We start from the raw sequence: 15,767 nt of genomic DNA, 5'->3' as shown, positions 1-15,767 counted from the left end.
AAAGAACTCTTTATCTCAAAACAATTAACCAACTTATCGTCAGTCCATTATCTCAAAATTTGTCGTCAAATCTCTTTCGATTTAACCGCTTCCCGTTGTTTGGGAGTGCAAAATTAGTAACTTTATTTTTAACCTCCAAATGTTTTTGAAAATATTTTTAAAATTTATTTTCGCAACTCTCAACTTTCTTTCTTCGCTACAACTCCTTTCCCGTCGTTTGGGAGTGCAAAATTCCCACTTTATTCCCATCCTTCCAAATCTTTTTAACACTATTTTTTAAAGTTTTTTGTAAGTCGTTGATAACAAAAGCCTTAATTGTTAAATTTTTAATACAAATTTCATGATAAAGTAACATAGCAACCTAGTGAGGCTGCTATGTTGGTAAATTACAACTTGATATAATACAATTTTTAGTCAAAATCTTTTTCTCCTCTATTCAAACTTTTTGATAATTTTTTCCACAGCATCCAAATATCCCCCTCCAAATAGATTCACATGAACCATTAATGGATATAGATTATATATAGGAATACGATCGCCGAAGCCATTTTCGATAGGATATACTTCATGGTATGCTTCGTAAAAGCTTGTATCGAAACCTCCGAACATCGTTGTGAAAGCTAATTCAGCTTCGCGAAGACCATAATAACAGGCTGGGTCGACTAAGGCTACTTGTCCATTGGCATCGGTCATTACATTTCCAGACCATAAGTCGCCATGAATTAGTGAAGGCTTCTCATTAGGAATAAGTGAAGACAGTTTCTGAACAAAGCCCATTAGGCGTTCATACAATTCGGTAGTGATTCGTCTTTCATATAAGGCTAATCCTGCTTGAACACGCAATCTTTTTTCTACAAAGAACTCTACCCCATTATTCATCCACTCATTACTCTGATGAAGGGCTCCTATATAATTGTTATAGTCGAGTCCATAATTGGGAGCAGTGTTTAAATGTAGCTTTGCTAATTTGCGTCCGAAGTCCTGCCAAAAGTCATTTTGACGATGGGCTGTTGAAAGGAATTCTAACATGAGATAGTCTTTATCCACAATTTTGCCGAAGTTGACAACTTTAGGAATTGACAACGCTCCAGTACTTCCTAATAACTCCAAGCTACGAGCTTCGGTTTCGAACATACCAGTGTGATCTCCTTGATTCCATTTTATAAAGAAATCACCTTCTTTGACTTTTACACGAACTGCCAAATTAAAATTTCCTCCATAAAAGAATTGGAAGTCCAAAATCTCAGGATTGTATCCTAAATTTTCGAAAAGTATAGATTCAATAAATTGGTATTGTTCCTGCGTTTGAAATGTCATGTGCGTAAATATCCTTATCTTTTTTGCTTTATCTCTAATGTCTTAACTTTCGTTAATGCCAAATTTACAATAAAAGACCTAAATTGCAGATAAAAGAATTATTGATTTAGCATAAGCTCAATCGTCTATTTAAACTCATTGTTATTTATGAAATACAAAAAACACGTGTTTGTTTGTACAAACGTAAAGCCTGCTCCTAAAAAATGTTGTGGAGAAGAAAGAGGCATGGCATTGGTAAACGCTCTTAAAGATGAGCTAAAAGAAAAAGGTCTTAATCTAGAAATCCGTGCACAGAAAGCTGGTTGCTTAGATGTGTGTGCATTTGGACCTTCGATGGTGGTATATCCTGAAGGTGTATTTTATGGTAATGTAGAATTATCAGATATTCCTGAAATAGTAGAAAGCCATCTAGTAAATGATAAAGTAGTAGAGCGTTTGGTAATTGCATAGTATTGATGCATTGTCGACAGGTATAAAGTGATTTGAGAAAGTGGTCTTGAATCACTTTATACTTTTCATCAATTTTATAGAGTATCTAAAGTTTTCCATTTTTAAAGTCTTTTGACGCTTTTATTATGATTCGCGTTTATCCGACCCTTTTAAATACATTTTCTTTGTTTTTACATGAAAAAACTAACTCAGAAGGAAATCTGATGGTCGACCTTCAGGAAATGTTAGATAGGATTAATCGTGTGCCTCGCCCAACAACCGAAGCGCAACAAAAAGGAATTGATTTTGAAAAGGCTATTACGACGGGCGCCAACGAAGAAATGTTTTCAGAATATGTGATTGAAAAAACAAGAGCGCTTCTACCTCCTCGATATAAAACGCAAGTTTATACCGAAACTCGTTATAAAGACTGTATTATATATGGATATGTAGATATTGTTGGAAATAATAAGGCTATAGACTTAAAAAGTACACGAGTATATACAGGACCAAAGTTTGAGTACAATCACCAGAACTTGTATTTATTGGGTTTACAAAATTATGGTATCAAAACGCTGGATTATGTGATAACGGACTTTTCGGAGGTATATGTCGAAACTTACAATATTGATAGCTATAATTTTTCGGAGCTTTATAAAGAAATAGATGCTTTTAGTGATTTTGTGAATAGTCATCGAAAGCAAATTAGAGATAAAAAGCTTTTTGTGGCTGAAGATGATCACACTCAGTTGTCTTTATTTTAGCTTATTATGAGTTCAAGGGAATAAAAGCCTACTTTCTTACACAGTATCTCATTCGTTTTTATTCCCTATTATTCCTTGAGACTCTTCTACAGTATCGCTTTCAATTCACTCAAATGCTTGATTTCGTAAGTTGGGCGTTCGACATGACGTTGATCGTTAGGGTTAAAGAACACCGCATCAATTCCTACCTGCATTGCTCCCAATACATCTGTATAGAAAGTATCCCCAATCATCAAACACTCGCGGGGTTTGGCCCCTACTTGCTCGAGTGCATAATGGAATATCTCAGGATCAGGTTTTTTATGACCAGAATTTTGAGAGGTAATAATATGTTTGAAATAATGTTTGATTCCTCCACTATTCATTTTCACATCTTGGATTTCGTTAAAGCCATTCGTGATAATATGTAATGGGTACTTTGGGCTGAGATAATCAAGAATCTCTTTGGTATAAGGTAACAGGTGAGGCTTTTTAGGAGAAATATCCAGATAGGTATCCGAAACTAGGTCGCATGAATCATGATTGTTGACACCTAGTTGAGAAAAAACCTGACGAAAACGGATATGACGAAGTTCGGCCTGTGAAATTTTACTTCTTTCGTAATCTAACCAAAGTTTGTGATTGACTTCGTTAAATTTATGATAAAACTGCTCCATTGAAGGAATACCGATTTCTTGAAGCTGAAATAACTCAAAAACTTCGCCTAATGCGATTTTCGAGTTACGATGGTGATCCCACAATGTATGATCTAAATCAAAAAAGATATGTTTGTACATGTTGTGATGGTTGGATTTAGTCTTCGGGTTTGAGGATTCTACCTTTATTTTGTCCGAATTACCTTTTCATTACATTTCTCAAGGTTAGATACCATATAACATAATAGGGAGTAAAAGCTTTAACCTTTACTCCCTATTATGTTATTGTAGAGATGGGAGCTTCAATAATTAAGTCTTTTTGAAAAGCTTATCATTTTTCACTCTTGACTCCTAGCAAATATTCTTTTTACTAATAAACAAATTCACCGTAAGGAGACTGAATTGTTACTTGCTTTTGTTCAGCACCCTCTACACGACCAATAATTTGAGCATTGATTCCAAATGATTTCGAAATGTCAATGATTGTTTGGGCATATTGAGGTTGTACATATACTTCAAGACGGTGTCCCATGTTGAAAACTTTGTACATTTCTTTGTAATCAGTGCCACTCTCTTCCTGAATCAATTTGAATAAAGGAGGTAATTCGAAAAGGTTATCTTTGATAATATGAAGATTATCGATAAAGTGTAACACTTTTGTTTGGGCTCCACCCGAGCAGTGTACCATGCCGTGAATGGCAGTGCGAAGCTCTTTCAACATCGCTTTTACTACAGGTGCGTAAGTACGAGTTGGGGACAAAATCAACTGTCCAACATTGAGAGGCGTACCTTCAACAGCTTCGGTTAATGATTTTGAACCACTGTACACTAAAGATTCAGGAACAGCAGGGTCAAAACTTTCGGTATATTTATCAGCTAAATAATGTCCTAAAACATCGTGACGTGCAGATGTAAGACCATTACTTCCCATACCGCCATTATAGCTATTTTCGTAAGTAGCTTGACCAAAAGATTCAAGTCCTACGATAACATCTCCTGCTTGAATTGTATGATTTGAGATAACATCATCACGTTTCATACGAGCCACTACCGTAGAGTCAACGATAATAGTACGAACTAAATCACCCACATCGGCAGTTTCGCCACCTGTACTCCAGATACCGATACCATTGTCACGAAGCATTTGAAGAACTTCTTCGGTTCCGTTGATGATTTCAGCGATTACTTCACCAGGAATAAGGTTTTTATTACGACCAATTGTACTAGACAACAACATATTGTCTGTTGCTCCCACACAAATTAAGTCATCGGTATTCATTACCACAGCGTCTTGTGCAATACCTCTCCATACAGAAATATCGCCCGTCTCTTTCCAATACAAATAAGCCAACGATGATTTTGTACCTGCTCCATCAGCATGCATAATATTGCAGTAAGCCTCATCGCCTCCCAACATATCAGGCGAAATTTTACAGAAAGCTTTTGGAAAAAGTCCCTTGTCTAATTTTTCGATTGCTTTGTGTACGTCTTCTTTTGAGGCAGAAACACCTCTTTGTGCGTAGCGTTCTTGGTTCACAGTAGTAATGAGTTAAACTAATTGGTATTGAGTCAACAGTGCTCAATGTCTAATTTTTTGCAAAAGTACGAATTTATGACCAAAAGACTTGAACAACACCACTATAAAGCACAAAAAAGCGCTTGGAGTTGTTACCAAAGCGCTTTTGAGGTGATTAAGTATTAGGAGTTTCTTTGCTTTTGGCAGTCGTTCAATTCATCTGCTGTATCGGCGAGTTGTTTTTTTAGAGAAGCCGTTTGTGAGTTGATAACCCATCTACCCAATAAAAAACCCATGAATGCGATTGCCAGCAAAAGGATAAGCATTTCAAAAATAGCTACACCTTTTGAGAGTGGATTTAATGCTAATAGTATCATATCTTTTTATTCTTTTCCTTTATTTAAAATATCTTGCCAATCTTTTAATTCTTGCCATTTTCCTGCCGAGGCTAATTCGGCTTGACGAGGCCAAGTGCTTGGGTCGTGCATTTGAAAACGAGGTCCAGCTTCTTGTAATATCTGTTTCAACAAATAGGTAGATGCTTGACTCAATTGCATAAAAGTTAAAATACCATTTTGATTCAACAACTCCTCAATCTTTGGTCCGATGCCCTCGATTTTCTTTAAATCGTCGGGTTTTTCAACCGTTGTATTATAGGTATTAGTATTAACAATAGTAGGTATTGAGATTGTAGAAGTATTAATAGGGGTAGATTTTACTAGACTTGCTTTACATGATTCTAATTGCGACTGAAGATTACTTAGTTGTTCTTGGAGAAAGGTCTTAGATTCTCCACTTCGATAACCGATGATATATCCTAATATGCCAGCGCCAACAAACATTGTTAAATGTTGCCACCAAGCATTTTCGTGTAAAAGAGGATTTAGCTCAAACATATTAATAATGATTTAGGGTTAAAAAGATAAAACAACACGACGATTTTCTTGACGTCCTTTTTCCGTATCGTTATTGCCTTGAGGATTTGCCTTACCTTGAGAAACGATTTTAAACTGCTCTGGAGAAAGTCCTTTTCGAACAAAAAAGTCTTGTACATTTTGGGCTCTTCGTGCCGAGAGTTTTAAGTTTAGTTCGTCGGAGCCTTTATTGTCGGTATATCCTGTTAGCGTAACTTGCTGATTGGGATGCGCCTTGAGATAGGTAATTGCGTTATCGATTTTCTTATCTATTTCTTCAGAATGGCTAAAATCTGTTTTAGCATAAGGGAAATATAAAGTGAGATCAGGAGAAGATTCAACGTTTGAAGAAGTTTCACTTTGTGGTGCTACTCGCTTAAATATCACATCTATTCCACCAATAAGCGTATCTGCTTGAAAATACAGCGAATCACTCAAAACTCCATCTGTAATAATGGACTGTGGATTACCTTTTTGTCCTAAAAGAATACCCTTCAATGCCTCCGCTCTAGCAATACCCAGATTCGCAAAAGAGGTATTATTCTTCTCATGGGAAGCATATCTCCCAATTAAAAGCATTTGAAGCGATGGATTTTTGGCGAGATAGTCCTTGAGTTGTTCTAGCTGAGGTTGTATCTCCGACACATTGGGCGTTTCGCCAGACTGAGGAAATTTGATGTTACCTGAAGCTCTAAGTGAAAGACCGTCAGAATTATGAATATCAAAGGAGGGTTTAGCCAAGGTATTTGCAGATGAAACTGATTTTGTAAGGGGTTCATCACAAACTTCCTTGATTTTGCAGACATGCCAGTAAGTCGAACCTGTAATCCATGCCGTTAGGGCAATCAGCCAAGGTAAAGTGTTTTTTTGCATAGCCAAAGAATTTATTTCTTATAAGACAATGGCTAAAGCTCTAGGTCACAATGGATTACCTCCAAACTCACAAAAAACTAGTTAGATAGGGGTTTTCAGGGAAAGAAAAGTGTTTTTTAACAAAAAAACGATGCCAAGAAAATCTCAGCATCGTTCTATATATCCATACTATTAAGCTTTCTTCAATTCAAAAACGGTAATTTCTGGTGGCATTCCTACACGCCCAGGGTATCCCAAATATCCATAACCTCGGTTTACATAGAGCTTTTGGTTGTCTTGCTCATACAAACCTGCCCATTGTTTGTACACATATTGCGCTGGCGACCAAGTGACATCTCCTACTGTAATACCAAACTGGGTACCGTGTGTATGTCCCGAAAACATCACATCAATGTCTTTATATTTGGTATTTACTTCTTTATCCCAGTGCGTTGGGTCATGCGATAGTAATAATTTTACAGCAGCTTCGTCGGTACCTTTTACCGCTTTTGCCAAGTCACCATACGAATGGAATCGATTTTGCCCACTGATATTTTGCACGCCAATAATCGCTAGTTTTTCGCCATTTTGCTCAATAAAGCGATTTTCATCATTAAGGATATCCCATCCCATTACTTTATGAGCATGAATCAAATTATTAAGATTTTTTTGTTTGGCAGCAGGAGAAGCCCATTGCACATAGTCACCATAATCATGGTTTCCTAATGTTGAAAATACTCCTAGAGGGGCTTTTACTTTCCCAAACAAATCAATATATTCTTGTACCTCCACGGCTTGATTATTCACTAAGTCTCCTGTAAAGAATACCATATCAGGCTTGGCATTGAGAATCATTTCGATGCCTCCTTTTACGGCTACTTTGTTGAAAAAGCTTCCTGAGTGAATATCCGAGATTTGAGCAATTGTCAATCCTTCAAATTCTTTTGGCAAATTGGGCAAAGCCAACTTTACTTTACGAATACGATAATCGTGTGCTCCTGACAAAATCCCCCATGTCATAGCTACAGCAGGAACTGTACCTGCAATAACAGCAGTTTTCATCAAAAACTCTGAGCGAGTAATGGGTTCAGCTTGAGACGTAGCTGTGATAGTGGCAGGAGTTGAATTAGTGAGCATTTGTACTTTCTGTACCACCCAACGAATCAATCTTCCTATGTCATCAATTAATAAGAAAAGTACGACGAAGATTTTTGAAAGGTAATTCATAAAAATACCTACCATAATCCATGTTCTTATATTCTTGCCTAGCAAATCAGGATTTATAAAATTATATAACCAAAGTCCTACAAGAGAAAGGGTTGTTAAACCCCAAAAGATATATCGAGCAGACTGTTGTATCGACTGAGAAAAATTTTGTACAGATACCTTAACGGCTTGCCAAACGTAATAATCTATTACCAGAAAGATAGCAGTCACCACAGGTATTATTATCAGCTTATTCATCGGAGAGTTGGGATAGTTGAATTTTTATTTCGCTATGTGGAAAGAACAAGCGAAGCTTTCTGAAGGTTTCTTTTGGTCTTTTTTTCTGGATAAAAGGTAATTTTTCTATTTCTTCGGAAAATTTTATCTCTTCTCTAAAAATCTACCTCATACAAAAATTCATATTGCTTATCTCGTAGCCTGTCGGGCGTACGTTTCATTACCCAGTTACGAATCTTAATCAAAAAGGGATTTTCGAGCTGCGCAAGCTTGCCTACATTCCAGCTATTATTCACTACTTTGATAACCCTAGCCATACGCTTTTGTTCAAAATCTTTAGTAATCTTCTGCCAATCAGGCTCCTGCTTCATGATATTGTATAATACCAAGGCATCTTCTATGGCCTGACAAGCCCCTTGTCCCATATTGGGTGTAGTAGCATGCGCTGCATCACCTAACAACAATACTCTATCAAAAGCCCATTGGTGAATGGGTTCTATATCATACAAATCATGTTGCATAAAATTGTTGATAGCAGTAGCTGACAAAATTTGAGGTATAGGAAATTGATAATGGGCAAAATGTTTTGCCAAATCGATAGGAGTATATTGTCGATAGTGAGGGTCATTTACAGGAGCATTGATACACACAAAGTAATACACATGGGTATCTGAAATAGGTACAAATCCAAAACGACCTTTAGCGCCCCAAGCCTCAAAAGCTTTATTGATGTCACAAGGAATATCGCTAATATCGACCAGCGCACGCCAGCAGGTATATCCCGAATATCGCAAGCGACTGTTGTGAAGTAACTTTTTGCGCACAATTGAATGTATTCCATCGCCTGCTATCATCACATCCGCTTCGCCTTGGGTCTCATCTTCGAAGGTGACAGATACCGATTGAGCATTTTGGGTAAAATCTTTGAGCTTTTTTCCAAGTTGAATAGTTCCTTCTTGTAATTCAGAAGCTAAAATATGGTGTAAATCATAACGAGCTATTGTAAAATTTCCAATACCATATTTTTCAAAAAACCGATGGGCATATACCTCCGAAAGCACATTTCCTTGATCGTCGACGACCTCAAAAGAACTAACAATTCGTCCTGCTTGGATGATTTTTTGTTCAATCCCTAGTTTTCGTAGCGCCGTCATTGCATTGGCAGCTAATACAATCCCAGCGCCCAGAGCTTTGATTTCACTACTTTGTTCATAGACAACCACTTCGTGTCCTAACTGTTGTAAAGCAATAGCAGTGGTAAGTCCGCCAATACCTGCTCCGATAATGATTACTTTCATGACTGAAAAGGCTTTTTAGAATTTAGAACAAATGTACTAAAAGTATTCATCTATAGAACATTTGTTCTAAAAATATTATCTTTAACCAAAAATCATTTAAAATTTTACCTGTAATACATCATGGTATTATCAACAAAAGACAAGATTTTGGCAAAAGCCCTTATTCTTTTCAATGAACAAGGTTCCGACTTTGTGACCGTACGACACATAGCGAGTGAATTGGGAATAAGTCATGGGAATTTATGCTATCATTTTGCGAATACCGATGTAATTATTGAAGCACTTTATCAACAGCTTGTGGATAAACTCAATGAGTTGACAAAAGAAATGACTGGTTTATCCGAAAATCAGCTAACAATCCTGTATCAATTAAGCTATCGAAGTTTTGAGATTTTGTATCAATATCGATTCTTGATGTTGGATTTTGTCAGAATCATGCGTCGAATTCCAGCTATCAAGTTACATTTCAAGGCACTAATGCAAATTCGACAAGAGCAGTTCACGTATATCATTGCCTCGATGCAATCCAATGGCTTCATTGATATTCCCCAAAAAAATATTGCACCTTTAATCGAGCAGGCTTTGCTGTTCGGAGATTTCTGGATTTCACGTGCAGAGATTTTATTTGATGGAAATGAACAAGAAAAAATAGCCTACTACCACAAGACCTTTTACGCCCTATTTGAACCCTATTTGTGTGGTAATGCGGATTGGTGATTTCTGATTTCGGAAATAGTTATTTCATCACTAATTCAAGTCGTTGTATTGGACTTATTTTTTACGACAGTTTATAAACTAGTTTAATAAACCTAGTACCCAAACCTCCTCCGCCATTTACTATATTTTTTACATTTTTGTTGTGAATACTTCAAAGATTTAGGAACTTCTTGCGTTAATTCAAAAGTTTGACAATTTCGTTCACAACTGCCTGATTTTAACCTTGTATAAACCCGCAAGTAACCCTAAATTTCTCGATTGTCTCAATCGTCTATTTTAACAATGAAAGCATTTCGTCCTTCCTATCTTTTAGTACAATTGTCTTTCTTTTTCTTGCTAATACTTAGTTCTTGTTCTCATTTTGGTGATGTAACAATTAGCGGTACTAACTTTGAAGAAGAAATTAACCAAACTCAAAATCTAGTTTTCACTTTCAACAAAGACCTCGTTCCTGTTTCTGAACTCAATACGTGGTATTCTACGGACTATATTGAGTTTTCGCCTAAAGTCGAAGGACGTTTTAAATGGACTGCCCCCAACGAATTAGTATTCTCCCCTGCTGTAGGGTTTGATCCTGCTACAGAATATACCGCCGAGGTAAACAAGTTGGTTTTGCACAAAGCTTCCGAAAAATATGACCTTGATACTGAAACGCTCAAGTTTCATACGCCCTACTTAGCACTTGAAAAAACTGAAAGTTACTGGTCAAAATCCAACGGCTCGCCTCAGGGAACTGCTATTTTGAAATTACATTTCAACTATGCTGTTAATCCACAGGAAGTTGCCAAATTATTGAAAATCACAGGCGAGAAAGAACAAGAAGTAAAAACTCAGATTGTACAAACCGATGCCTCCTCGCTAGTTCTTGTACGCATACAAGATGACATTGCATCGCAGGGTGGTTCGCTCAAAGTGAGTATTGACAAAGGTCTTTCATTACCTTCTTCTCGCTACACTACTTCAGAGGCGATAGAATCTGATATTCAATTGTCTGACCCAAGTAGTTTGGAGGTTCAAGAGGTTGAAAACGGCTTTAGCAATAATAAAGGCTATATCAAAGTCTTATTCAACCAAGCTATTTCACCTGAAAGTATTTCGAATGCCTACCAAGTATCTATCAATGGTTCTTCTTCACAAAATGAAGAAACAGTAGAAGCGGTCATTGAATATGATTCCTTGGGCAATCCGATACAAAAAGTGAAAGAAGCTCCTAAAAAGGCTGACAATCCTAAAGTAGATACCAAATACGAGGTAATCGAAAATGGATTTGTTATTTCTGGCGATTTTAATGAATCAGATACCTACTTACTCGAACTCAAAACACAGCTTAAAAGTGTGTTAGGTGTCAATTTGTCTGACAGCTATACCAAAGATGTATATTTTGGACAAATGCCTGCTTCTTTGGCTTTTGTGAATAAAAAGGCAACCTATTTGAGTTCAAAAGGGCACAAAAATATTGCGTTAAATATTGTCAACATTCCTCGAGTGAATGTAAAAATTGCGAAGATTTATGAAAACAATATTCTGAATTTTTTACGTCAAAATCGTTATCAAGACTATGACTACGAAAATGAGAATGGTGGAAACAATAAGTCTTTTGTCTACTATGAAGACGAGTCAGGTTTGTATTCTGATATTTTGGTCAACAAAATGGTAGAAACTACCAATCTTCCAAAGTCTAAAGGCGTTCATGCCCTTAATTTATCTTTGCCTGACCAAAATAATTTGAAAGGAATCTATTTGGTAAGTGTCAACTCTACGGATGAGTATTATCAAAATGCTACCAAATTGGTGAGTATTTCAGATATTGGACTAATTACCAAACAAGCCGATGATGAATTGTTTGTATTTGCCAATTCTATCAAAACAACCGAACCTATTAGCAATGTTGAAATAGCATTGATTTCTACCAATAACCAAACAATCCAAAAACTTACTACCGATAGCAAAGGCGTTGCAGTATTTAAAGATTTCAAAAAAAGTGGGTTTAAGGTTGCGATGCTTACCGCACATACAAGTGACGATTTCAACTATTTGTTTTTGGAAGATACTCAAGTCGAAACTTCTCGATTTGAGGTAGAAGGCAAACGTAGTAACGTTTCAGGTTTTGAAGCCTTCATGTACGGTGACCGAGATATTTATCGCCCAGGCGAAACCATTCAGCTCAATACGATTATTCGTACTAATCAATGGAAATCTGTTGGTAAAATCCCTGTCAAATTACGAGTTCTTATGCCTAATGGTAAAGAATGGAAAAGTTTCCATCTCGAAACCAATGACCAAGGAGCTGTTGCCTTGTCTATCCCAACTGAGCGTTCCAATGTGACAGGAACCTATGTTTTGGAAGTTCTGAATGGTAACGATATTATTCTGGCATCTCGAAATATTTCGATTGAGGAGTTTATGCCCGACCGTATCAAAGTGGATTTAAATACTAATAAACCATTTTATCGAACTGGCGAAGTTTTGCAGGTAAATGCCACAGCCACCAATTTGTTTGGTCCTCCTGCCTCCAATCGAAACTATGAAATGGAGATGAAGTTGTCGCGTAAAGTTTTCCAACCAAAAGGATTTGAAAACTTTGTTTTTGATGTGCAAGACAATACAGCATTTGAAGGTATCATGCGCCAAGGTGTTACCAATGAAAATGGTATTGCTTCCGAAAACTTCCAATTACCCGCAACCATGGCAGACATGGGCGTGATAGAAGCAAAAACATACGTAACTGTTTTTGATGAAACAGGACGCCCAGTAAATCGCTTGAAAAAGTCGGATATTTTTACCCAAAATGTATTTTATGGAATTGGGTTAAATGATACCTATCTCAGTACTAACTCACCCGTACAGATTCCTTTGGTAGCACTCAACAAAGATGCTCAGGGTGTGAGTACGCAGGGAAAAGTCGAAGTTGTTCGTTTCGATTATCAAACCGTTATTGAAAAGAATTCAGATAATTCTCTGAAATACACTTCCAAAAAGCAGACTAAGGTTGTATATGGTCGTATGGTAGATTTTAGTCAAGGAAAAGCTTCTATCAACTTTGTGCCAACGATTTCGGGTGAATACGAAATTCGGGTGCATCGTAATGGGGCTAAAACTTGGACAGCACAAACATTCTATGCTTATAGTTGGGGCAGTACTGAAAACTCTTCGTTTGAAGTCAATACTGAAGGGCAGGTTACTATGACTTTTGACAAAGAAAAATACCAAACTGGCGATAAGGTAAAAGTATTATTCAAAACTCCATTTGCAGGAAAACTACTTGTGACCATCGAGCGCAACAAAGTATTGGAATACCATTATTTAGACACTGATAAAAAATCAGCTGAGTTGAGTTTCAAAGTAGATGACGAACATTTACCAAATGTGTATGTATCAGCTACGCTCATTCGTCCACTCGATGATTCGAATATGCCTCTTACTGTAGCGCATGGTTATGCACCTGTCATGGTCGAAGAAGAAGATAGTCGTTTGCCTATCGAAATTGCAGCAGTAGAAAGGTCAAGGTCAAAAACTTCACAAATCATTAAGGTAAAAACCAAAGCTAATACCGCCGTTACTATTGCAGTGGTTGATGAAGGGATTTTGCAGTTAAAAAATTTCAAAACACCAGACCCACATGCTTATTTCTATCAAAAACAAGCTTTGGAGGTCAATAGCTATGATTTATATCCTTTCTTATTGCCAGAAATCGCCATTCGTCAATCGTCGAGTATGGGAGGTGATGGTTATGATTTAGAAAAACGTGTTAATCCATTGACAAATGGACGTGTTAATCTCGTAGCAATTTGGTCAGGTGAAATTACAACGAATTCGAGTGGAGAAGCTAGTATCAAAGTTGATATTCCACAGTTTTCGGGAGATTTACGAATTATGGCGATTGGTTATAAAGATGAAGCCTTTGGTTCGGCGACCAAAAACATGAAAGTGGCAGACCCACTGGTAATCAGTACGGCGCTTCCACGATTTGCTAGTCCGAACGATGAAATTCAAGTTCCTGTAAACATTACCAATACCACCAAACAAAATGCAGTGGTATTAGCCAATATTGCCACTTCTGGAGGATTAGCCATTACGACCACACGTCAACAAAAGGTTGTGGTTCCTGCCGAAAAAGAAGCGAGAGTATATTTTAGTATAAAAGCCGCACCAGTGATTGGCTTGGGCAAAGTAGTCATTAGTGTCAATGGTTTGAAAGAGAAATTTACCGAAAGTACCGAACTCAGTATTCGTCCGAGTACCTCATTACTAAAAACTAGCTCTTCGGGTGTAATCGCTGCTAATCAGAGTAAATCAATTGCCTCGGGAACAGAAAGTTTTATCCCAAGCTCAGTTTCTTCGCAACTGATTTTGAGTAAATCGCCAATGGTGCAGTTTATCGATAAATTTGAGCATTTGCTGGGATACCCTTACGGTTGTATCGAGCAGGTAACGTCCAAAGCTTTCCCTCAACTGTATTTCAAAGATTTTGTAGGATTGATTCAAAAAGGGAAAAAACCGCAAATGAAGTCAGGAGAAAATGAGCTAAACCCAAGCACCAATGTCACTGCTGCGATTCGTAAAATAGAAACCCAACAATTACCTAATGGCGGGTTAGCTTATTGGACAGGCTCAGACAAGGAATCGTGGTGGGGCTCTATTTACGCTTGTCATTTCTTGATAGAAGCTCAAAAAGCTGATTACGAAATTAATATCAATACCCTTGGCAGACTATTAGAATACATTAACAATCGAGCCAACAAGAAAGAAACAGAATCGGCATCGTTGTACGACCCAGCTACTGGTTCAAGTACTCAAAGCACCATTGCGAGTCGTGAAAACATTTATGGTTTGTATGTTTTGGCATTATCTGGCAAACCTAATCGTGCGGTAATGAATTATTACAAAGCCAATCAACAGCTTTTAAGTTTGGATGAGCGCTATTTATTAGCAGGAGCTTTTGCTCAAATTGGTGATCCAAAAAGTCAGGGAAGTATCATGCCTAATCAATTTGTGATGAACAATGATTCGCGCCAAAGTGGTGGAAACTTCAACTCGCCAATTAGAGAACTTGCTCTTACCCTCAATACCTTGGTGGATGTAGACCCTCAAAACTTGCAAATTCCAGTTTTAGCTAGATTATTATCACAGAGTATCGCAACCCAAAAATGGCTTTCTACACAAGAAGAAGCCTTTAGTTTCTTGGCATTGGGTAAAATAGCTCGTAAAGCACAAGCCAATCAAATTATGGCTTCTGTTCGTTCAGGGAAACAAGTAGGTAATTTTAGTGGTGCCGATTTATTGATGAAAAACTTAGCTCCAACCACCAGTGTAAGTACTAAAGGAAAAGGTGCATTGTATTATTTCTTATCAAGTGAGGGATTATCGGCCAATAGCCAGTTTGTGCAGGAAGATAATTTCTTACAAGTACGAAGAACCTATTATACTCGTTCGGGGCAAGTAATTGGTCAAAATCGATTTAAACAAAATCAATTGATTGTTGTAAAAGTTACGTTGTCGAGTCAAGTACCAACCGACAACATTGTAATTACAGATATGCTTCCAGCAGGTTTTGAAATCGAAAACCCACGTCTCAACGCCGACCGAGAACTTACGTGGTTAAAAGACCAAGCCTCACCTGAGCATTTCGATATTCGTGATGATCGTATCAATTTCTTTACAGGCATCAATGGTACCAGTAAGAGCTTTTACTATTTGGTAAGAGCAGTATCTAAAGGGAAATTCACCCAAGGTCCCGTAAGTGCTGATGCCATGTACAATGCTGACTTGAGAAGCTACCACGGTGCAGGAAGTGTAACAGTGGAATAGTTTTAGAATTCGGAATTGTGAGTGCTGAATTGTGAATGTTTTTTTTAGTTATCAGTACATCATAAATTTTAATA

Annotated in this window: 12 protein-coding genes; 4 read left to right on the top strand and 8 right to left on the bottom strand. The window is 37.3% G+C overall.

The window, feature by feature from the left end; translation table 11 throughout:
* Nucleotides 1–432 precede the first annotated feature (432 nt).
* Complete coding sequence (locus QM481_RS09605) at nt 433–1,317, bottom strand: fructosamine kinase family protein (RefSeq protein ID WP_283381572.1); 885 nt, start codon at nt 1,315–1,317, stop codon at nt 433–435.
* A gap of 147 nt (nt 1,318–1,464) precedes the next feature.
* Here QM481_RS09605 and QM481_RS09600 point away from each other — a divergent pair, with 147 nt between their 5' ends.
* Nucleotides 1,465–1,767: a (2Fe-2S) ferredoxin domain-containing protein gene (locus QM481_RS09600; protein WP_095161160.1), complete on the top strand. Its 303-nt coding sequence runs from the start codon at nt 1,465–1,467 to the stop codon at nt 1,765–1,767.
* A 164-nt stretch (nt 1,768–1,931) separates the two neighbouring features.
* Complete coding sequence (locus QM481_RS09595) at nt 1,932–2,510, top strand: hypothetical protein (RefSeq protein WP_166551544.1); 579 nt, start codon at nt 1,932–1,934, stop codon at nt 2,508–2,510.
* Between the two features lie 86 nt (nt 2,511–2,596).
* Here the strand turns inward: QM481_RS09595 and QM481_RS09590 are convergent, their stop codons facing one another.
* From QM481_RS09590 to QM481_RS09560, 7 genes are all read right to left on the bottom strand, one after another.
* Nucleotides 2,597–3,286, bottom strand: coding sequence for a YjjG family noncanonical pyrimidine nucleotidase (locus tag QM481_RS09590; protein ID WP_283381571.1), 690 nt, complete (start codon nt 3,284–3,286; stop codon nt 2,597–2,599).
* 229 nt (nt 3,287–3,515) lie between these two features.
* A complete protein-coding gene (locus tag QM481_RS09585; protein ID WP_166551546.1) occupies nt 3,516–4,682 on the bottom strand; it encodes an AIR synthase related protein in 1,167 nt (388 codons plus the stop codon).
* Between the two features lie 161 nt (nt 4,683–4,843).
* Entirely contained in the window at nt 4,844–5,038 is a 195-nt protein-coding gene (locus QM481_RS09580; RefSeq protein WP_283381570.1) for a hypothetical protein, read from the bottom strand.
* A 6-nt stretch (nt 5,039–5,044) separates the two neighbouring features.
* Complete coding sequence (locus tag QM481_RS09575) at nt 5,045–5,557, bottom strand: helix-hairpin-helix domain-containing protein (protein WP_283381569.1); 513 nt, start codon at nt 5,555–5,557, stop codon at nt 5,045–5,047.
* Between the two features lie 18 nt (nt 5,558–5,575).
* Complete coding sequence (locus QM481_RS09570) at nt 5,576–6,448, bottom strand: OmpA family protein (RefSeq protein WP_283381568.1); 873 nt, start codon at nt 6,446–6,448, stop codon at nt 5,576–5,578.
* Nucleotides 6,449–6,619: 171 nt separating this feature from the next.
* A complete protein-coding gene (locus QM481_RS09565) occupies nt 6,620–7,891 on the bottom strand; it encodes a metallophosphoesterase (RefSeq protein WP_283381567.1) in 1,272 nt (423 codons plus the stop codon).
* A 134-nt stretch (nt 7,892–8,025) separates the two neighbouring features.
* Entirely contained in the window at nt 8,026–9,168 is a 1,143-nt protein-coding gene (locus tag QM481_RS09560; protein WP_283381566.1) for an FAD-dependent monooxygenase, read from the bottom strand.
* A gap of 120 nt (nt 9,169–9,288) precedes the next feature.
* Between QM481_RS09560 and QM481_RS09555 the strand changes: the two genes are divergently transcribed.
* Entirely contained in the window at nt 9,289–9,885 is a 597-nt protein-coding gene (locus QM481_RS09555; protein ID WP_283381565.1) for a TetR/AcrR family transcriptional regulator, read from the top strand.
* A gap of 282 nt (nt 9,886–10,167) precedes the next feature.
* A complete protein-coding gene (locus QM481_RS09550) occupies nt 10,168–15,693 on the top strand; it encodes an alpha-2-macroglobulin family protein (protein ID WP_283381564.1) in 5,526 nt (1,841 codons plus the stop codon).
* Nucleotides 15,694–15,767 lie beyond the last annotated feature (74 nt).

Origin of the sequence: Flectobacillus rivi (assembly GCF_030056655.1) — a bacterium.
Classification (GTDB): domain Bacteria; phylum Bacteroidota; class Bacteroidia; order Cytophagales; family Spirosomataceae; genus Flectobacillus; species Flectobacillus rivi.
The sequence above is the reverse complement of the archived record's forward strand: the minus strand, read 5'-3'. Positions and strand labels throughout refer to the sequence as shown.

What these genes read in the sequence shown, in the direction of transcription:
- QM481_RS09605 (WP_283381572.1), bottom strand. Translation starts at nt 1,317, where the DNA reads ATGACATTTCAAACGCAGGAACAATACCAATTTATTGAATCTATACTT.
- QM481_RS09600 (WP_095161160.1), top strand. Translation starts at nt 1,465, where the DNA reads ATGAAATACAAAAAACACGTGTTTGTTTGTACAAACGTAAAGCCTGCT.
- QM481_RS09590 (WP_283381571.1), bottom strand. Translation starts at nt 3,286, where the DNA reads ATGTACAAACATATCTTTTTTGATTTAGATCATACATTGTGGGATCAC.
- QM481_RS09580 (WP_283381570.1), bottom strand. Translation starts at nt 5,038, where the DNA reads ATGATACTATTAGCATTAAATCCACTCTCAAAAGGTGTAGCTATTTTT.
- QM481_RS09575 (WP_283381569.1), bottom strand. Translation starts at nt 5,557, where the DNA reads ATGTTTGAGCTAAATCCTCTTTTACACGAAAATGCTTGGTGGCAACAT.
- QM481_RS09570 (WP_283381568.1), bottom strand. Translation starts at nt 6,448, where the DNA reads ATGCAAAAAAACACTTTACCTTGGCTGATTGCCCTAACGGCATGGATT.
- QM481_RS09565 (WP_283381567.1), bottom strand. Translation starts at nt 7,891, where the DNA reads ATGAATAAGCTGATAATAATACCTGTGGTGACTGCTATCTTTCTGGTA.
- QM481_RS09560 (WP_283381566.1), bottom strand. Translation starts at nt 9,168, where the DNA reads ATGAAAGTAATCATTATCGGAGCAGGTATTGGCGGACTTACCACTGCT.
- QM481_RS09555 (WP_283381565.1), top strand. Translation starts at nt 9,289, where the DNA reads ATGGTATTATCAACAAAAGACAAGATTTTGGCAAAAGCCCTTATTCTT.
- QM481_RS09550 (WP_283381564.1), top strand. Translation starts at nt 10,168, where the DNA reads ATGAAAGCATTTCGTCCTTCCTATCTTTTAGTACAATTGTCTTTCTTT.